The sequence below is a fragment of the Streptomyces sp. NPDC002577 genome (assembly GCF_053594815.1).
The window spans coordinates 83,735-101,263 of sequence record NZ_JBSFWK010000024.1 but is presented as its reverse complement, the minus strand read 5'-3'; the positions used below and the strand labels follow the sequence as shown (position 1 = coordinate 101,263).

Sequence of the window (17,529 nt, the reverse complement as noted above, 5' to 3'; positions counted from 1 at the left end):
TTTGCCAATCCGATAAGCGGATAGGGAAGCCCCGTTGAGCGGAGAGTGTCCGGTCAGCCGACGGTGCGTACCGCTTCGTCCAGTACGCGGCGCAGGTGGCGGGCGTCGGGAGCGACGGCCGTGACGAGAACGCCCGGGCCGGCCAGCGGAGCGAGGGCGGCGAACTCGCCGAGCAGCGCCGCCCGAGGCATCTCCCGCTCGAACTCTGGCCTTACGACGAGGAGTTGTCCGATCGCGCGATGCCCGGCCAGCACGGCCGGACCGTCCCAGCCGCCGGGCGCTCCGGGTCCGCACGCCAGTTCCTGGTCGAGCAGCAGCCGCCCGGCACGGCGCACCGTGAGCCGGCTGGTGAGCCTGCCGGGTTCCTCCCCCGCACGACCGAGCACCTGTTCCTCGCGCAGCACGAAGCGCGCGCCCGCGGCAAGCTCGGCACGCGTACTGACGTGCAACTCGCTGTCGCTTGCGGAGATCAACTGCTCGGGCAGCCAGTGCAGTTCGGCGTCGTCCGCGACGGCGAGCCGGACGTCGTACCGGGCCGCGCCCTTGGTCTGCCCCGGCAGGGCGATGGTGGCGGCGGCCGAACCGACGTGCAGCCGCGCGCCCTCGTGCGCGGTCGCCTCGACGGTGAAATGGTCGCCGCCGAGGGGTCCGCTCATCGCACCGACGAGCATGACGCGCGCCTCGGATCCGGCGGCACGGGTGCGGCGCAGGGCGAGCGGGCCCTGTCCTTCGAGTACGGGCAGGGCTGTGCCGCCCCGGCCGTCCGCGGTGGCGGCGATCCTGGCGGTGGCCCGGACGCCCGCCGAGGTCATCACCGGGCCGTCCAGGTGGCGAGCTGCCCACGGACCCAGTCGGCGACGGCCGCGACGCCCTTGTCGTCCCTCAAGGACTGGAAGACGACGGGCAGTTCGGCCCGTTGCGCCTTGGCGTCCGCGGCCATCCGGCCCAGATCGGAGCCGACGTACGGCGCGAGGTCGGTCTTGTTGACGACGAGCAGGTCGGCCGTGGTGACCCCCGGCCCGCCCTTGCGCGGGATGTCGTCGCCGCCCGCCACGTCGATGACGAAGATCTGCGCGTCGACGAGCCCCTTGGAGAACGTGGCGGTGAGGTTGTCGCCGCCAGACTCGACGAGGATGAGGTCCAGCGGGCCGGCCTCGTCCTCGAGATCCTCGACGGCCTCGAGGTTTGCGGAGATGTCGTCGCGGATCGCGGTGTGCGGGCAGGCGCCGGTCTCCACGGCGGTGATCCGCTCGGGCGGCAGCACGGCCTCGCGCAGGAGGAACTCGGCGTCCTCGCGTGTGTAGATGTCGTTGGTGACGACAGCGAGCGACAGTTCCTCACGCAGGGCGTGGCACAGCGCGGCGACGGTCGCGGTCTTGCCGGAGCCGACGGGCCCGCCGAGGCCGATACGGAGAGCACGGCGACGCCCGTCGGGCCGGTGCGCGTCGGCGCTGACAGCGGAGGGTCCGTGGTGGGAGTGGGAGGAGGAGAGGGAGTGGTCAAGATGCATGAGGCGGCTCCAATGTCAGCCCGTCCGGCGTTTGAGGACGAGCCCGAAGGGCGACTTTCCAGCCCGTCCGGCGTTTGAGGACGAGCCCGAAGGGCGATCAGGGGGTCTGGGGACGAAGCCCCAGCGGGGTCCAGTGGCGCAGCCCTGCCACGCGGCGGAGCCGCATATCAGATGCAGCGGGAAGGGGCGGGGTGGGGGAAGAAAAACCCACCCCCTACGAGGCAAAGAGCCGCACAGCCCAAGCGGCATGCGCCTCCGCACTGATCTCCAACAACGGCGCACCCCCCGCAGGCAACACATCCACCCCCTCATCAAGAGCAAGCCGCGCCGCATCACTCGCCGCGAGCGCGACCCGGTCAAGCTCGGGCGCAAGCCGCGCCAGCACCCCGGTCGCATCGAACGGATCAAGACTCAGCAACCGCACCGTCGCGGTAGCCGCCCCGCTGACACTCTCGTACGCCGAGCAATACGCGGCATCAACGGGACCGAGCCCGGCAGCACGAGCAGCCACCCCCAGTACAACAGGCTGATGGGCACCCTTGGGAAACGACCGCGCCACCGCGTCCAGCTCGGGATGCGGCCACGTGGCCCGCGCGGCCCGCATCATCTGACGCCCCAGCCGCCGCGCGGCGGTACGCAGCGCGGGCGACGGCGTCCGGGCGTCCGCGGCCTCGTCGAGCTCCCCCGGATCGAGGCCGAGCGCGGCGGCCGCGGCCAGCGCGGCCGACACCAGTCCGGCGGTGTGCAGCCGCCCGCGGCAGAACTCCTCCAGGCTCGGAGCGTCGGTGATGCGCCCGGCCTTGACGGCCGCCTCGGCCCCGCCGGAGTGGGCATGCCCACCGGCGGGGAAGCGGCCGTCGGCCAGAACAAGAAGTGCAGCTCGCGACATGACGCCCGTCAGAACAGGAAGTAGCGCTGGGCCATGGGCAGTTCGGCGGCCGGAGCCGCCTCGACGAGCTCTCCGTCGATATGGACGGCGAAGCTGTCGGGGTCGACCTGCACGCGCGGCAGGGCGTCGTTCTCCCGCATGTCCGCCTTCGTGACACCCCGCGTGCTCTCGATGGCCACGAACTTCTTGCCGAGGGCGAGCCGCTCGGGCAGCCCGTCCTCGATGGCGCAGGGCGCCACGAAGTTCAGCGAGTTGGCGGCCGGAGCGCGCCCGATCGCGCCGTACATCGGACGGGGCAGAATCGGCTGCGGAGTCGGGATGGACGCGTTCGCGTCGCCCATCTGCGCGTATGCGATCTGGCCGCCCTTGACGACGAGATGGGGCTTGACGCCGAAGAACGCCGGCTCCCACAGCACCAGGTCGGCGAGCTTACCGGTCTCGACGGAGCCCACCTCATGCGCAAGCCCCTGCGCGACCGCCGGATTGATCGTGTATTTGGCGACATAGCGACGAACCCGGTGGTTGTCCGCGCGCCCGTCCCCGGGCAGCGCACCGCGCCGCCGCTTCATCACGTGCGCGGTCTGCCAGGTCCGCATGATGACCTCACCGACCCGCCCCATGGCCTGCGAGTCCGAAGAGATGATCGAGATCGCACCCAGGTCGTGCAGTATGTCCTCGGCCCCGATGGTCGAGGGCCGGATCCGCGACTCGGCGAAGGCCAGGTCCTCCGGCACGGCCGCGTTGAGGTGGTGGCAGACCATCAGCATGTCGAGGTGTTCCTCGGCGGTGTTGACGGTGTACGGCCGGGTCGGGTTGGTGGAGCTCGGCAGCACGTACGGCTCGGAGACGACCGTCATGATGTCGGGTGCGTGCCCGCCGCCCGCACCCTCGGTGTGGTACGCGTGGATGGTCCGCCCCGCGATGGCCGCAAGGGTGTCACCCACGAACCCGGCCTCGTTGAGGGTGTCCGTGTGGATGGCGATCTGCGCGCCGGTCCGGTCCGCGACGGTCAGCGCGGCATCGATGACGGCGGGGGTCGACCCCCAGTCCTCGTGGAGCTTCAGCCCCAGCGCCCCGCCGCGCAGCTGCGACATCATCGCCTCGTGCGAGACGGTGTTGCCCTTGCCGAGCAGGCCGAAGTTGAGCGGGTACGCCTCCATCGCCTCCAGCATCCGGGCGAGGTGCCAGGGGCCGGGCGTGACGGTGGTCGCCTTGGAGCCCTCGGCGGGTCCGGTGCCGCCGCCGACGAGGGTGGTGATGCCGGAGGCGAGCGCCTCGTCGGCGATCTGAGGGCAGATCAGATGGACGTGGGCGTCGATGGCGCCCGCGGTCACGATGCGGCCGTTGCCCGCGATGATCTCGGTCTCCGGGCCGATGACGAGATCGGGGTGCACCCCGTCCATGGTGTCGGGGTTCCCCGCCTTGCCGATGCCGGTGATCCGGCCGTCGCGGATGCCGATGTCCGCCTTGACGATGCCCCAGTGGTCGACGATCACGGCACCGGTGATGACGGTGTCCGGCGTGCCGTCTGCGCGCGTAGCACGGGACTGGCCCATCGACTCGCGGATGACCTTGCCGCCGCCGAACACCGCCTCGTCACCGGCGAGCCCGGGACCGCCGGAACGGTCCTCCTCGATCTCGATCAGCAGATCGGTGTCGGCCAGCCTGATGCGGTCGCCGGTCGTGGGGCCGAACAGATCGGCGTACGCGGCGCGGGAGATCTCAGGCATCGAGTGCACCTCCGGTCTCGCCGCGCAGCCCGGGCACCACTCGGGCGCCCGCGAGCGGAACGAGTTCGACGTCGACGGGGATTCCGGGCTCGAAGCGCACGGCGGTGCCGGCGGCGATGTCGAGCCGCTTGCCGCGCGCGGCCACACGGTCGAACTCCAGACCGGGGTTGGCCTCGGCGAAGTGGTAGTGGGAACCGACCTGGACGGGCCGGTCGGCGGCGTTGAGGACGGTGAGCCGCGTGACCTCGCGGCCCTCATTGATCACGACGGGCTCGTCCGCGAAGAGGATCTCTCCAGGAATCATCACGGCCCCCTCAGACGATCGGGTCGTGGACGGTGACGAGCTTGGTGCCGTCCGGGAAGGTGGCCTCCACCTGGACGTCGTGGATCATCTCGGGGATGCCCTCCATGACGTCGTCGCGGGTGAGCAGCTTCCGTCCGGAGGCCATCAGTTCCGCGACGGTACGGCCGTCGCGCGCCCCTTCGAGGATGTGCGAGGTGATGAGGGCGACCGCCTCGGGATGGTTCAGCTTGAGCCCGCGGGCCCGGCGCTTCTCGGCCACGTCGGCGGCCACATGGATGAGCAGTCGCTCCTGCTCGTGCGGCGTCAGTTGCACGCGTCCCACCTCACAGTCTCGGGCCGGACCGTGCGGGGTCCGGCTGCCGCAGCCACCACGGCGGGGCTGGATGTCCTTCCGCCACCACGGCGGGGCCGTATGCCGTAGGCGCCCGCGATGCGCGTGCCCGCGCACGTGCGACCGCCGAAACCCCTGGTGACATGGTGGTGCAGGCTAGTTCGACGGAGTTTCAGGGACGTTAACCGGCTTACGGCCCACGGCCGGACCTGGCTCACGACGCATGGCCGGACCCGGCAGCCGGGTCGCCGCCGTCCCCGTTCTGGTCCCCGTCGCCCTGGTGAGCGCCGGACCGTATACGGGCGGGCGATGCCAGGTCGCCCGCACCTCGGCCACTCCGCACCGGTGCCGCATTCGGTCCGCACCGGTGCGCGTCACGTCGGGCCGTGTCCCCGGTGCTCGGCGGCGATGCCGAACCGCCGGCGTTCGCCGGGAGCGGACGTCATGGAGCCGACCGTGGAGACGGAGCTGATCACCTGCTCATCGCCTGCGCCTTCGAGCTCCTCTAGACGCTGCAGGTCAGCGGCCGAGACCAGGGCGACGAGGGGCTTTCCGTGGCGGGTGACGACCACGCGCTCGCCGCCGTACACGACGCGGTTGATCAGGTCGGCAAGCTCGGCCCGGGCTTGCGTCACCGGAATCTCATAGGCCATGGTTCCATCATAACGTCATGTACGTCCTGTACATTTTTTACAGACCTGCAGGGCCGCACACGCCCGCACGCCTGCGTACGGGGCGGCCGACGGAATCCGACGGAACACCGCATGAACGTCGCGGCGAGGCCTCGCCCCGACGAGGTCTCTCGACGAGGAGGCGCCTGCCATGAACCGACCGACCGGAAACGGGCCGACGGCCCGCCACGTCCTGCCCGAGTTCACCGAACGCACGACGGCGGGCCACCGGACCCTCGATCCGTACTCGAAGCTCCTGGAAGAGCGGATCGTCTTCCTCGGGACGCCGGTCGACGACACGTCGGCGAACGATGTGATGGCGCAGTTCATGCACCTCGAGTACACGGCGCCGGACCGCGACATCTCGCTGTACATCAACTCGCCCGGCGGCTCGTTCAGCGCGATGACGGCGATCTACGACACGATGCAGTACGTCAGCTGCGACGTGGAGACGATCTGCCTGGGCCAGGCGGCGTCCGCGGCCGCAGTGCTGCTGGCCGGCGGCACGCCGGGCAAGCGGTTCGCGCTGCCCGGGGCGCGCGTGCTGATCCACCAGCCGTCGCTCGCCGAGCCTGTCCAGGGCCAGGCCGACGATCTGGCGATCCAGGCGCGCGAGATGATGCGCACGCGCGAGCTACTGGAGGAGATGCTGCAGCGCCACACCGGGCAGAGCCTGGAGCGCATCCGCTCGGACATCGAGCGGGACAAGATCCTCGACGCGCGGGAGGCCGTCGAGTACGGACTCGTGGACCGGATCATCCCCAGCCGCAAGGCGTCGGGCACGGCGTACGGCGCGAGGTGAGCCGCCGATGCTGCCACCCGAACTGCCGCCGCTTCCCGCACTGACCCGCGCCGAGGGCGAAGTGATCGACCGTTACCTGGAAGTGGTCGACCTGCTGGGCAGGATCAACCCGGCGCGCGCCCACGACACCTACGGCGGGCTGCGTGCCGCCCAGGCCCTGGTGGGCGCTGCAGCGGGGCTCCGGGACGCGTTGGCGCTGATGCACCAGCGGGGAGAGACCGAGGTCCACACACCGACGCTCGCGCGTGCCCTGCGGGTCCTGGACGGGGAACGCCGCGCGGCGCGGGTCACCGTGCCGCCGCCCAGGAGCGATTGATACGGGATCAGAAGCGACGGAAGCCGGTTCGAGACCGTTTGAACGACGCACGACAGAGAACCTCGGCAGACGCCTCGGCGGATCCGACGAGCCCTCACCCTCCCATCGCCCGCACCGTGATGCCTCGCCGGACCGTCCGGACCGGACTTGAAACGGCCCAGTCGGGCTACCCCCGATCGGCGTAGCAAGCAGTGGACATTTACGGTCGGCAAACTTGCGAAACACGCCTACCCGGCGATCGGAATGTGACCCTTCGGTGCTGGTCCGACGGTCATCGGGCCCTTCGCCATCCATTCGAACACCAGCGTGTCCACCCGATCGGATGAGTGGTGAGGAGCTTCACACATCGCCGGTTCGCCTCGGATTTCGGGCCTTGTGTGCGTGAAGATCCCTTCCGACGACAAGCCCCCGCCACCGCGGCGGGGCGGTCCGGGCGGACGCCGAGTCCTGCCGCCGCCCGGATGTCAGGTCGACATCTGTGGATCGGCAGGAGTGGAGGACCCAGCACGGCGGGCAGCCCGGAGCACTCCGGGAGGCCCTTGGGGTGAAGCCGCACCACGCGGCCGGGCATCTTCGCCTGCCCGAACCCGACAGGTCATCCTTCACAGGCGGCTGACGAAGGGCTGCGCATGACTGCGCTCAACCGATTTCCGTCGCTGATGGCCCGGGCCGGCACCGCGTCGGCGCTCACACTCGCCGCAGTGGGCGGCACCATCGTGGTTCCGGGCATCGCATCCGAGGCCGATGCCGCGACGGTCGCAACCGTCGCAACGAAGGCACTCAACATCGCGGCTTCCAAGAAGGGCTCGCCGTACCGGTGGGGAGCCACCGGACCACATCGGTTCGACTGCTCCGGGCTCACGGTCTACTCGTTCAAGCACGCAGGCAAGAAGCTGCCGCGCACCGCGGCCCAGCAGTACAACAAGACCCGACATGTGTCCGCGAAACAGCGGCAGCCCGGAGACCTGGTCTTCTTCCACTCCGGCCGGTACGTGTACCACGTCGGCATCTACGCCGGGAACGGCCGCATCTGGCATGCGCCCAAGACCGGGGACGTGGTACGCCTGGAGAAGATCTGGACGAAGAGCGTCTGGTACGGCAGGGTGCGCTGATCGCGCGGCCGGGCGGCGGCCGGACGGCTTCGGCCGCCGCCCGCCGGGCGCGTGAGAAGCACCGAGGAGGTCACTCGTCACGGTATGGCTGAGGACCGTTCCGGAGGGCCGGAACGCCACGAGACCCGCTTCGAGCGCGCCGACCGCAACTTCAGCGAGTTGCTGCAGGAGCTGCGGGTCACGCAGACGGGCGTGCAGTTCCTCTTCGCGTTCCTGCTGACGCTCGCGTTCACGCCGCGCTTCCCGTCGCTCGACACACTGCAGCGCGTCACCTACGTGACCACGCTGCTGCTGGCCGTAGTGGCCGCCGCCCTGTTCATGGCCCCTGCGGCGCTGCACCGGTCGCTGTTCCGCCAGCGAGCCAAACCGCAGATCGTGCAGTGGTCGTCGGACCTGGCACGGGCCGGCATGGCTGTGCTGGCTCTCGCACTGACCGGGTCGGTCCTGCTCGTGGTGGACGTGACGCTCGGCCGCGTCGGCGGCTTTCTGGCGGGCGCGGGCACGCTTCTGGTGTGCGTGGGGCTGTGGGGCGTACTGCCGCGCGTGGTCCGCCGCCGGCTGGTCCCTGCGCACGCAGCGGCGACGGCGGCGGACATGCCGGAGGAGGACGAGGAGGTCAGGCCTTCGGAAGACCTCAGAGAGTGAGCGGAGGCCGCTCCGGCGTCACTGCTGGACCGGGGTCGCCCACGGCAGCTCGATCCACACGGTCTTGCCGCCCTCCGCGGTGCGGCGCACCGACAGCCGGCCGCCGCACTCGGCCGTGAGCCAGCGGATGATGACCAGGCCCCGGCCGTTGTCCTGCTGGACGGCGGCGGGCAGCCGCCTGGGGAGCCGCGGGTGGCTGTCGGTGACACCGATGCGCAACTGCTCGTCGCGTTCCAGCTCGACGTCGACCGTGAACGTCGGTGACTCTCCGAAGGTGTGCTGCACGGCGTTGGTGGCGAGCTCGGACACGATGAGCCGGACCGAGTCGGCGACCTCCGCATCGCCCGGCAGTCCCCATCCCGCCAGGACTTCGATGACGTACTTGCGCGCCGCGGGAACCGAGGCCGGATCGCTCGGCAGAGTGACGGATGCTTCCTGATGGTCTGCCATGGCGGCGTCGTCCCTTTCCCACCGGGACCGGCCTGAAGACGCGTCGCGGATGGTTCGGGGACGGCTCCGGTCCGGTGCTGCGCGACAGACTGCCACTCCCTGAGGGTCACAGGTGGCGATCCACCTGGATATGCATATATCTGTCGCCCGAAGCGGTGAACTCTGCTGGAGGCGACCGTATTTGGGACCCGCATCGGCGCTCCTCTACCGTCGGCGCATGCACCGGCTGGTACCGCCGGTAAGGGAGGAGACAGGAATGCAGTACGGTACCGCGGTCCGCCGCCGCAAACTGGGCGCCGAGCTGCGCGCCCTGCGTACCCGTGCAGGGCTCACGAGTGGTGAGGCGGCCCTGCTCATCGGCTGGCACCAGTCGAAGGTGAGCCGTATAGAGACGGGCCGGAGCAGCGTGAAGGCCTCGGATGTGACGCTGCTGCTCGACGCGTACGGGGTCCGGGATCCCGCGCTGCGTGACCTGCTCGTCGCCCTGGCGGGCTCGGACGGCGACGGTGGGCGTCCGCACTGGTGGCAGGCCTACCGGGAGCTGCTGCCGCCCGAGTACCGGGACTTCATCCGCCTCGAGTCGCAGGCGGTCCGTATGCACACCCTGGAGACCACCGTCGTTCCGGGTCTGCTGCAGACGCCCGACTACGCACGGGCCGTGACGCGGGCGGCGCTGGGCGGGCCGCCGGATGCGCAGATCGACGCGCTCGTGGAGGTGCGGCTGGCCCGGCAGGAGGTGCTGCGCAGGGATCCACCGCTGCAGGTGAGCGCCGTCCTCGACGAGGCGGTGCTGCGGCGGGCCGTGGGCGGGCCGGGTGTGATGCAGCGGCAGTTGGAGCGGTTGGTGGAAGCGGCCCGGCTGCCCCATGTGCGGCTTCAGGTACTGCCGTTCACCGCAGGTGAGCACATAGGGGTCACCGGCCCTTTCGTTGTCTTCTCTTTTTCGAACATTTCTGATCTGGATGTTGTCGTTCTCGACCACTTGACGAGTAGCCTCTACCTCGAGGCAAAGGAAGATCTGGAGGCGTACGCCGACGCCTTCGACTCGCTTCAGAGACTGGCACTTTCGCCCGAGGACTCATTGGAATTCATCGCCGGGACATGTGACGGCGCTTAGGAGACACCATGTCTGCTCTGCCTCGGTACATACCGTCCAGCACCTCCCTGCACAGCGGCCCATGGCGGCTCAGCAGCTTCAGCACGGGAATGAACAACTGCGTGGAGACCGCCGAGATCGGCGGCGGCCGGCCGCCCGGGCTGCTCGCCGTGCGCGACTCCAAGCGCCCGGCCGGACCGGCCCTGCTCTTCCACGCAACAGCCTGGAAGAACTTCCTGGACACCCTTCAGTCCACGGACGCCTGACCCTGAACGGCATGGTCACCGCCCCGAACGGGGTGGCGGCACCGGACCGCCGCGTCACTCACCCGACCGCTGCCGCGGCGCGGTGCGGCTGATCACCCGTACCGCTTCGGCGATCTGCTCATCGGTGAGGTCCGCACGGGCGGTCAGCCTCAGGCGCGAGATGCCGTCGGGCACGGACGGGGGCCGGAAGCAGCCCACCGCGAGCCCGGCGCCGCGGCAGTCCGCGGCCCACCGCACGGCCAGTTCGGGCGACGGGGCACGCACGGAGACGACGGCCGCGTCCGGGCGTACCGCCTGCAGGCCCTCGGCAGTCAGCAAGTCGTGCAGGGTGGACGCGACCTCGTGGGCGCGTGCGCCGCGCTCCGGTTCACGGCGCAGCAGACGCAGCGCGGCGAGCGCGGCTCCGGCGGCCGCGGGGGCCAGGCCGGTGTCGAAGATGAAGGTACGGGCGGCGTTGACGAGGTGGTCGATCACCCTGGCGGGCCCGAGGACGGCGCCGCCCTGGCTGCCGAGGGACTTGGAGAGAGTGACGGTCACGACGACGTCGCCCGCGCCCGCGAGCCCGGCCGCATGCGGCGCGCCCCGGCCGCCGTCGCCCAGTACGCCCAGTCCGTGCGCGTCGTCGACGATCAGACCTGACCCGAACTCCCGGCAGAATTCGGCGAGTTGAGCGAGGGGCGCCGCGTCGCCGTCCACCGAGAACACCGAGTCGGACACGGCGACCGCGGGACCCTGATGGGCGTCGAGTGCCTTGCGTACGGCCTCGGTGTCGCCGTGCGGCACGACCTGCACCGCGCCTCGGGCGAGCCTGCAGCCGTCGATCAGCGAGGCGTGGTTGCCCGCATCCGACACGATCAGCGAGCCGTGGGGGGCGAGCGCGGTGACCGCAGCGAGATTGGCGGCGTATCCGGACGACAGCACCAGAGCCGACTCGAATCCGCAGAAGTCGGCCAGTTCCCGTTCGAGTTCGGCATGGAGCTCGGTGGAGCCGGTGACCAGCCGGGAACCGGTGGCGCCCCCGCCCCAGCGGCGGGCCGCGGCGGCCGCGGCCTCGGTGATCTCGGGGTGGCGGGCCAGGCCCAGGTAGTCGTTGCTCGCCAGATCGAGGAGTGGCGAGTCGGCCGGGCGCGGCCGCAGGGTGCGTACGAGCCCGGCCCGGCGGCGGACGTCCGCCTGCTCGTCCAGCCAGTCGAACGGCGTTCTCGCCATGGAGGTCCTCCGGCGCCATGTCGTTTTGTAGGCAGTGCACAGACACTAGCGGTGCGGCCCCGAGGTCATGGTGTGGCAATACCCACACCTCGAACGGCCTCTGTTGTACGAAACCTCCTTGGCCCAGGCGGCGGCGTGCGTCAGGATCAGCGCCATGGACCTGCTGAACACGCTGGTGGACAAGGGGCTTCGGCGCGACCTGCCGACCCGCGACGAGGCGCTGGCCGTGCTGGCCACCTCCGACGACGAACTCCTCGACGTAGTGGCCGCGGCCGGCAAGGTGCGCCGGCACTGGTTCGGGCGGCGGGTGAAACTCAACTACCTGGTCAACCTCAAGTCGGGCCTGTGCCCTGAGGACTGCTCGTACTGCTCGCAGCGGCTCGGCTCGAAGGCGGACATCCTCAAGTACACCTGGCTGAAGCCCGACGAGGCCTCGCAGGCGGCGGCCGCCGGAGTCGCGGGCGGCGCCAAGCGCGTCTGCCTGGTGGCGAGCGGCCGGGGCCCGACGGACCGGGACGTCGACCGAGTGTCGCAGACCATCGAGACGATCAAGGAGCAGAACGAGGGCGTCGAGGTGTGCGCCTGCCTCGGGCTGCTCTCCGACGGACAGGCGGAGCGGTTGCGGACGGCGGGCGCCGACGCCTACAACCACAACCTGAACACGTCCGAGGGGACGTACGGCGAGATCACCACGACGCACACCTACGCCGACCGCGTCGACACCGTGCAGAAGGCCCACGCGGCCGGGCTGTCGGCCTGCTCGGGGCTGATCGCGGGCATGGGCGAGTCGGACGAGGACCTGGTGGACGTGGTCTTCTCGCTGCGCGAACTCGACCCCGACTCGGTGCCGGTCAACTTCCTGATCCCCTTCGAGGGCACGCCGCTCGCGAAGGAGTGGAACCTCACGCCGCAGCGCTGTCTGCGCATCCTCGCCATGGTCCGGTTCGTCTGCCCCGACGTGGAGGTGCGCATCGCGGGCGGCCGCGAGGTCCATCTGCGCACGATGCAGCCGCTCGCGCTGCATCTGGCCAACTCGATCTTCCTCGGCGACTACCTGACCAGCGAGGGCCAGGCGGGCAAGGCGGACCTGGAGATGATCGCGGACGCCGGGTTCGAGGTCGAGGGCGCGGACACGGTGACGCTGCCGGAGCACCGGGCCGCCGCGGGGTGCGGTTCCCACGAGTCCGCGGGCTGCGGATCCCACGAAGGCGGCGCGTGCGCCCCGTGCGAGGGGCCGGGCCAGGCGGAGGCGTCCGTTCCCGAGGCGCGTACGGATCTGGTGGCGGTCCGCCGCCGGGGCGCCGGAACGGATCTCGCGCCCAATGCCTGAGCTGCCCGTACGCGAGCTGCTGGCACTCGACCGGCAGCACGTCTGGCATCCGTACGGGCCCATGCCGGGCCGCCAGGAACCGCTCGTCGTGGAGTCGGCGAGCGGGGTCCGGCTGACGATGGCGGACGGTTCGGGTGAACTGGTCGACGGGATGTCGTCCTGGTGGTCCGCGATCCACGGCTACAACCACCCCGTGCTGAACGAGGCCGTACGCGATCAGCTCGGCCGGATGAGCCATGTGATGTTCGGCGGGCTGACCCACGAGCCCGCCGTACGACTGACCAAGCGACTTGTCGACATGTCACCGGACGGCCTGGAGCACGTCTTCCTCGCGGACTCCGGCTCCGTCTCGGTCGAGGTCGCCGTCAAGATGTGCCTGCAGTACTGGCGTTCGCTGGGCCGGCCTGACAAGCATCGGCTGCTGACGTGGCGCGGCGGCTACCACGGCGACACCTGGCAGCCGATGTCGGTGTGCGACCCCGAGGGCGGCATGCACGAGCTGTGGTCGGGCGTGCTGCCGCGCCAGATCTTCGCCGACGCACCGCCTGTCGCGTACGAGGATCGTTACGCCGATCACCTCCGCGAGCTGATCGCGCGGCATGCCGACGAACTCGCCGCGGTGATCGTGGAGCCGGTGGTGCAGGGCGCGGGCGGGATGCGGTTCCACTCCCCCGCGTATCTGCGCGTGCTGCGCGAGGCGTGCGACGCGCACGGCGTGCTGCTGGTGTTCGACGAGATCGCGACCGGCTTCGGGCGCACGGGCACGCTGTTCGCGGCGGAGCAGGCCGGGGTCACCCCGGACGTGATGTGCGTGGGCAAGGCGCTGACCGGCGGATACATGACGATGGCGGCGACGCTGTGCACCTCCCGCGTGGCGGACGGGATCTCGCGGGGCGAGGTGCCGGTGCTCGCCCACGGGCCGACGTTCATGGGCAACCCGCTCGCGGCCGCGGTGGCCTGCGCGTCGATCGACCTACTGCTCGGGCAGGACTGGGCGACCGAGGTGAAGCGCATCGAGGCGGGCCTGCGCGAGGGTCTGTCGGCGGCCGCGGGGCTGCCGGGCGTGCGGGACGTACGCGTCCTCGGGGCGATCGGCGTCGTACAGCTGGACCACGAGGTGGACATGGACGCGGCGACCCGTGCCGCGGTGGCGGAGGGCGTCTGGCTGCGGCCGTTCCGGGACCTCGTCTACACGATGCCGCCGTACGTCACGGGCGACGAGGACCTCGCACGGATCGGCCGGGCGGTGTGCGCGGCCGCGGCGGCGGGTTGAGCGGCCGGCAGAACAGGCCGAACCGGCCGCAGGGCCGGAGGACGGTGACGGGCTGAGCGGGCGGCGAGGCACGTTCGAGCGGGAGAAGGGTGCGTGGGAACGACATGACGGTTCTTGTGGTGACGGGGACGGGCACCGAGATCGGCAAGACGGTGACGACGGCCGCGGTGGCGGCTGCCGCGCTGGCCGCCGGGCGGTCCGTCGCCGTGCTCAAGCCCGCCCAGACCGGCGTCGCACCGGGTGAGCCGGGCGACGTCGACGAGGTGGTGCGCCTGGCGGGTCACGTCACGGCGACCGAGCTGGCCCGGTATCCCGAGCCGTTGGCCCCGGACACGGCGGCCCGGCGGTCAGGACTCCCGCCGGTCCGGGTGGCCGAGATCGCCGAGGCGGCGGAGAAGCTGGCCGCCGAACACGACCTGGTGCTGGTCGAGGGAGCGGGCGGCCTGCTCGTACGGCTCGATGACGCGGGTTCGACGCTGGCTGGCGCGGCACGGCTGCTGGCCGCGCCGGTCCTGGTGGTCGCGGCCGCCGGACTCGGCACGCTCAACACGACGGCGCTGACGGCCGAGGCGCTGCGCGCACGGGGTCTCACCTGCGCCGGGGTGGTCGTGGGCTCGTGGCCGAGCCGCCCGGACCTCGCCGCCCGCTGCAACCTCGCGGATCTGCCCGCCGTGGCGGGGGCCCCGCTGCTGGGTGCGGTACCGGCCGGGGCCGCGGCCCGCCCGCCCGCCGCCTTCCGCGCCGCGGCGCCGACATGGCTGGCGCCGCGGCTGGGCGGAACATGGGACGCGGCGGCGTTCACGGCGGGGCAGGCACCGGGGCGCCCCACGCCGTCGGACGCATCGGCGCGACAGGGCTGAATCCTCCAGCCCGTCCGGCGGTTGAGGACGAGCCCGAAGGGCGGTCTCGGCAGCTCAGGTCCATGTCGTGCCGGCCGGCTCCTGGACGGTGGCGTTGAGGCGGTTGAAGAAGTTCGTCGTGGCGATCATGAGGATGATGGCGGCGAGCTGCTGCTCGTCGAAGTGGTCGGCGGCCTCGTCCCAGACGGCGTCGGGCACAGCCTGCCCTGAGCGGTCGGCGAGCCGCGTCGCGGCCTCGGTGAGGGCCAGCGCGGCGCGCTCGGCGTCCGTGAAGAAGGGGGCCTCGCGCCAGGCCGCGACCTGGTGGAGGCGCTCGTCGCTCTCGCCGGCCTTCCTGGCGCTCGCCACACCGGCGTACACACACGCGCTGCAGCCGTTGATCTGGCTGGCGCGCAGATGGACCAGCTCCAGGATCTGCTGCGGGACACCGCCCTGGTGCATGGCCTTGTAGAGGTTCTGGATCCCCTTCATGGCGTCGGGCAGGACCATCGCGGGGTTCTTCATCCGAGCGTTCACGGTGTGGTTCTCCATCTCTCGGGCGGCCGGTGCCTGTCGCCCCGGCGGGTTATCGTCCTTCACTGCACTGACGGATCCGGAAACGGGGATGTGACAGGTGAGCGAGAAAGAATTACTCGCGGAGCAGTTCGAAGCGCACCGCTCCCATCTACGGGCGGTGGCCTACCGCATGCTGGGCTCGCTCAGCGAGGCGGACGACGCCGTACAGGAGGCCTGGCTCAAGCTGAACCGCGCCGATGTCGCCGCGGTGGAGAACCTGGGTGGCTGGCTGACCACCGTGGTCGGCCGCGTGTGCCTGGACATGCTGCGCTCGCGCACCGCACGGCGCGAGGAGGCGCTGCACGACCAGGACGGACAGGTCGTCCGCCTTCCCGACCCGATCGTCAGTGCCCCGGACGGCCTCGACCCCGAGCAGCAGATACTCCTGGCCGACTCCGTCGGTATCGCCCTGCTCGTCGTCCTGGACACCCTGACCCCCGCCGAGCGCCTCGCCTTCGTGCTGCACGACATGTTCGCCGTGCCCTTCGACGAGATCGCCCCCGTCCTCGGCCGCACCTCCGCCTCCACCCGGCAGCTCGCCAGTCGTGCCCGCCGCCGCGTCCAGGGCGCGGCACCCGCTCCCGGCACCGACCTGGCACGTCTGCGCACGATCGTGGACGCCTTCCTCGCGGCCTCCCGCGGCGGAGACTTCGACGCCCTCGTCACCGTCCTCGACCCGGAGGTCGTGGCACGCTCCGACGGCGGCGCACTGCGCCCCAGCCTCATCCGCCGCGGGGCGTCCGAGGTCGCCGCTCAGGCGATCACGTTCGCCCGGTACGCCGAAACCGCGCTTCCTGCGCTGGTCAACGGCGTCCCCGGCGTGGTCGCGGTGGCGGAGGGCCGGACGCTGTCGGTCATGGCGTTCACCATCCAGGACGCCAGGATCACCGCCATCGACATCCTCACCGATCCCGAGCGCCTCGCCCGGGTCGACCTGAGCGTTCTCGGCGGGTGAGCGGCGTCAGGGGCCGGCCGTCCGGCAACCGGGCGCGCGGGTTGCACCCGCGCGCCCGGCGCCAAGGCCGCAGCCACGGGGCACAATCGGCGTAACGGCCCGTCCGCGCGAGGAGGTCTCCATGCCGCAGCGTTCCGTCAGGGCGTCGAAGGATGCCGTACACCATCCCCTCTTCGCCCGTTTCTACGCGAAGTTCAGCGTGGCGGCCGAGGCTTCGGTCGGGCCGCACCGGGAGGAGCTGCTCGCCGGGCTGAGCGGCCGGGTCATCGAGATCGGGGCGGGCAACGGCCTCAACTTCGCGCGGTATCCGCAGGCGGTGTCCGAGGTCGTGGCCATCGAACCGGAACGTGTACTGAGGCAGTTGGCGATGACCGCGGCCCGGCGCGCCGACGTGCCGGTCGACGTGGTGCCCGGCGCGGCCGAGGCGCTGCCCGTCAAGAGCGAGGCGTACGACGCTGCGGTCGTGTCACTCGTGCTGTGCAGCGTGCGGGACGTGCCGCGGGCGCTCGCCGAGATCCGCAGAGTGCTGCGGCCCGGGGGTGAGCTGAGGTTCTTCGAGCACGGGCGGGGCGGCGGCCCGGCGATGGCGGCGGTCCAGCGAGCCCTCGACGGCACCGTGTGGCCGGTGCTGTTCGGCGGCTGCCATGTGGGGAGGGATCCCATCGGCTCACTGCGGGCGGCCGGGTTCGAACTCGGGCCGTACCGCCGAGTGCTGGTGCCGGCTAAAGGTCCGCGGCTGCCCAGTTCGTACTGCTTCCTGGGCAGCGCACACCGCCCGCTCGTCAACGACGAGGAGTAGGCGGCGCGTTCGACGACAGGTGCCTAGGCCGTGCGTGCCAGGCGCCGCGAGGCAGGCGGGAATTTGACGACAGGGCCTAGAGGCTCCACTGGCGCAGTTCGGCCTCGATGTCGTGCAGGGTCGCGTCGCCGCTCTTCACCAGCTTGGCCAGGTCGCGGACCTGCTCGGGCGATGTGACGACCTTGAGGCCGCTCGCGACGAGATAGGCGTACGCGACGGCCGACGCGAACAGCGCGTTGGAGCGTTCGAGCGCCGGGACGTGCAGCAGGAGCTGGAGGAGCGAGGCGGCCCGTGCGTGCGGGTTGTCGTAGACGGGCATGCCGAAGATCTCCGCCTCGTGCCGGCTGACGGCGGCGACGAGGGCGCCCCAGTCGGTGACCTGGGGGTCTCCGGGAGTCTTCTGTTCGGCGATCATGAGGAGCCAGG

Annotated in this window: 22 protein-coding genes and 1 riboswitch; of the genes, 11 read left to right on the top strand and 11 right to left on the bottom strand. The window is 71.1% G+C overall.

Annotated features, from left to right (window positions below; translation table 11 throughout):
- Positions 1-53 precede the first annotated feature (53 nt).
- From ACWD4J_RS26650 to ACWD4J_RS26620, 7 genes are all read right to left on the bottom strand, one after another.
- Positions 54-812 carry an urease accessory protein UreD gene (locus tag ACWD4J_RS26650; RefSeq protein ID WP_451397944.1) on the bottom strand — a complete coding sequence of 253 codons (759 nt, stop codon included), beginning with the start codon at positions 810-812 and terminating at the stop codon, positions 54-56.
- Entirely contained in the window at positions 812-1,510 is a 699-nt protein-coding gene (gene ureG, locus ACWD4J_RS26645) for an urease accessory protein UreG (protein WP_451397943.1), read from the bottom strand. The genes ACWD4J_RS26650 and ureG overlap by 1 nt, the downstream gene beginning before the upstream one ends.
- Positions 1,511-1,724: 214 nt before the next feature.
- Positions 1,725-2,399, bottom strand: a complete 675-nt coding sequence (locus tag ACWD4J_RS26640) for an urease accessory protein UreF (RefSeq protein ID WP_451397942.1) — start codon at positions 2,397-2,399, stop codon at positions 1,725-1,727.
- 8 nt (positions 2,400-2,407) lie between these two features.
- Positions 2,408-4,129 (bottom strand): urease subunit alpha, encoded by a 1,722-nt coding sequence (locus tag ACWD4J_RS26635; protein WP_451397941.1) that lies wholly within the window; start codon positions 4,127-4,129, stop codon positions 2,408-2,410.
- Entirely contained in the window at positions 4,122-4,433 is a 312-nt protein-coding gene (locus ACWD4J_RS26630) for an urease subunit beta (RefSeq protein ID WP_451397940.1), read from the bottom strand. The genes ACWD4J_RS26635 and ACWD4J_RS26630 overlap by 8 nt, the downstream gene beginning before the upstream one ends.
- Positions 4,434-4,443: 10 nt before the next feature.
- Positions 4,444-4,746 (bottom strand): urease subunit gamma, encoded by a 303-nt coding sequence (locus ACWD4J_RS26625; RefSeq protein ID WP_010355509.1) that lies wholly within the window; start codon positions 4,744-4,746, stop codon positions 4,444-4,446.
- A 392-nt stretch (positions 4,747-5,138) separates the two neighbouring features.
- On the bottom strand, positions 5,139-5,417 hold the full coding sequence (locus tag ACWD4J_RS26620; protein WP_451397939.1) for a type II toxin-antitoxin system Phd/YefM family antitoxin: 279 nt from the start codon (positions 5,415-5,417) through the stop codon (positions 5,139-5,141).
- A gap of 169 nt (positions 5,418-5,586) precedes the next feature.
- Here ACWD4J_RS26620 and ACWD4J_RS26615 point away from each other — a divergent pair, with 169 nt between their 5' ends.
- From ACWD4J_RS26615 to ACWD4J_RS26600, 4 genes are all read left to right on the top strand, one after another.
- Positions 5,587-6,237, top strand: coding sequence for an ATP-dependent Clp protease proteolytic subunit (locus tag ACWD4J_RS26615; RefSeq protein ID WP_451397938.1), 651 nt, complete (start codon positions 5,587-5,589; stop codon positions 6,235-6,237).
- Positions 6,238-6,244: 7 nt separating this feature from the next.
- Complete coding sequence (locus ACWD4J_RS26610) at positions 6,245-6,553, top strand: hypothetical protein (RefSeq protein ID WP_451397937.1); 309 nt, start codon at positions 6,245-6,247, stop codon at positions 6,551-6,553.
- 457 nt (positions 6,554-7,010) lie between these two features.
- Positions 7,011-7,179: riboswitch (cyclic di-AMP (ydaO/yuaA leader) on the top strand.
- 3 nt (positions 7,180-7,182) lie between these two features.
- A complete protein-coding gene (locus ACWD4J_RS26605; RefSeq protein WP_451397936.1) occupies positions 7,183-7,665 on the top strand; it encodes a C40 family peptidase in 483 nt (160 codons plus the stop codon).
- 84 nt (positions 7,666-7,749) lie between these two features.
- Positions 7,750-8,310: a DUF6328 family protein gene (locus tag ACWD4J_RS26600; protein WP_451397935.1), complete on the top strand. Its 561-nt coding sequence runs from the start codon at positions 7,750-7,752 to the stop codon at positions 8,308-8,310.
- 18 nt (positions 8,311-8,328) lie between these two features.
- Here the strand turns inward: ACWD4J_RS26600 and ACWD4J_RS26595 are convergent, their stop codons facing one another.
- Complete coding sequence (locus ACWD4J_RS26595) at positions 8,329-8,760, bottom strand: ATP-binding protein (protein ID WP_451397934.1); 432 nt, start codon at positions 8,758-8,760, stop codon at positions 8,329-8,331.
- A 256-nt stretch (positions 8,761-9,016) separates the two neighbouring features.
- Between ACWD4J_RS26595 and ACWD4J_RS26590 the strand changes: the two genes are divergently transcribed.
- Positions 9,017-9,877 (top strand): helix-turn-helix domain-containing protein, encoded by an 861-nt coding sequence (locus ACWD4J_RS26590; protein WP_451397933.1) that lies wholly within the window; start codon positions 9,017-9,019, stop codon positions 9,875-9,877.
- A gap of 8 nt (positions 9,878-9,885) precedes the next feature.
- A complete protein-coding gene (locus ACWD4J_RS26585; protein ID WP_451397932.1) occupies positions 9,886-10,122 on the top strand; it encodes a DUF397 domain-containing protein in 237 nt (78 codons plus the stop codon).
- 54 nt (positions 10,123-10,176) lie between these two features.
- Here the strand turns inward: ACWD4J_RS26585 and ACWD4J_RS26580 are convergent, their stop codons facing one another.
- Complete coding sequence (locus tag ACWD4J_RS26580) at positions 10,177-11,331, bottom strand: 8-amino-7-oxononanoate synthase (RefSeq protein ID WP_451397931.1); 1,155 nt, start codon at positions 11,329-11,331, stop codon at positions 10,177-10,179.
- A gap of 154 nt (positions 11,332-11,485) precedes the next feature.
- On the opposite strand from ACWD4J_RS26580, the gene bioB reads away from it, so the two are divergent.
- From bioB to bioD, 3 genes are all read left to right on the top strand, one after another.
- The gene (gene bioB, locus ACWD4J_RS26575) at positions 11,486-12,661 is read left to right on the top strand and encodes a biotin synthase BioB (RefSeq protein ID WP_451397930.1); all 1,176 of its coding nucleotides are present in this window, start codon (positions 11,486-11,488) and stop codon (positions 12,659-12,661) included.
- A complete protein-coding gene (locus tag ACWD4J_RS26570; RefSeq protein ID WP_451397929.1) occupies positions 12,654-13,934 on the top strand; it encodes an adenosylmethionine--8-amino-7-oxononanoate transaminase in 1,281 nt (426 codons plus the stop codon). The genes bioB and ACWD4J_RS26570 overlap by 8 nt, the downstream gene beginning before the upstream one ends.
- Positions 13,935-14,038: 104 nt before the next feature.
- Positions 14,039-14,794 (top strand): dethiobiotin synthase, encoded by a 756-nt coding sequence (gene bioD, locus ACWD4J_RS26565; protein WP_451397928.1) that lies wholly within the window; start codon positions 14,039-14,041, stop codon positions 14,792-14,794.
- Between the two features lie 54 nt (positions 14,795-14,848).
- Here bioD and ACWD4J_RS26560 read toward each other — a convergent pair whose 3' ends face one another.
- On the bottom strand, positions 14,849-15,310 hold the full coding sequence (locus tag ACWD4J_RS26560; RefSeq protein ID WP_451397927.1) for a carboxymuconolactone decarboxylase family protein: 462 nt from the start codon (positions 15,308-15,310) through the stop codon (positions 14,849-14,851).
- 97 nt (positions 15,311-15,407) lie between these two features.
- On the opposite strand from ACWD4J_RS26560, the gene ACWD4J_RS26555 reads away from it, so the two are divergent.
- Positions 15,408-16,304 carry a sigma-70 family RNA polymerase sigma factor gene (locus ACWD4J_RS26555; protein WP_451397926.1) on the top strand — a complete coding sequence of 299 codons (897 nt, stop codon included), beginning with the start codon at positions 15,408-15,410 and terminating at the stop codon, positions 16,302-16,304.
- Positions 16,305-16,425: 121 nt separating this feature from the next.
- Positions 16,426-17,103 carry a class I SAM-dependent methyltransferase gene (locus tag ACWD4J_RS26550; protein ID WP_451397925.1) on the top strand — a complete coding sequence of 226 codons (678 nt, stop codon included), beginning with the start codon at positions 16,426-16,428 and terminating at the stop codon, positions 17,101-17,103.
- 76 nt (positions 17,104-17,179) lie between these two features.
- Here ACWD4J_RS26550 and ACWD4J_RS26545 read toward each other — a convergent pair whose 3' ends face one another.
- Positions 17,180-17,518, bottom strand: a complete 339-nt coding sequence (locus tag ACWD4J_RS26545) for a fic family toxin-antitoxin system, toxin component (protein WP_451397966.1) — start codon at positions 17,516-17,518, stop codon at positions 17,180-17,182.
- Positions 17,519-17,529: the final 11 nt, after the last annotated feature.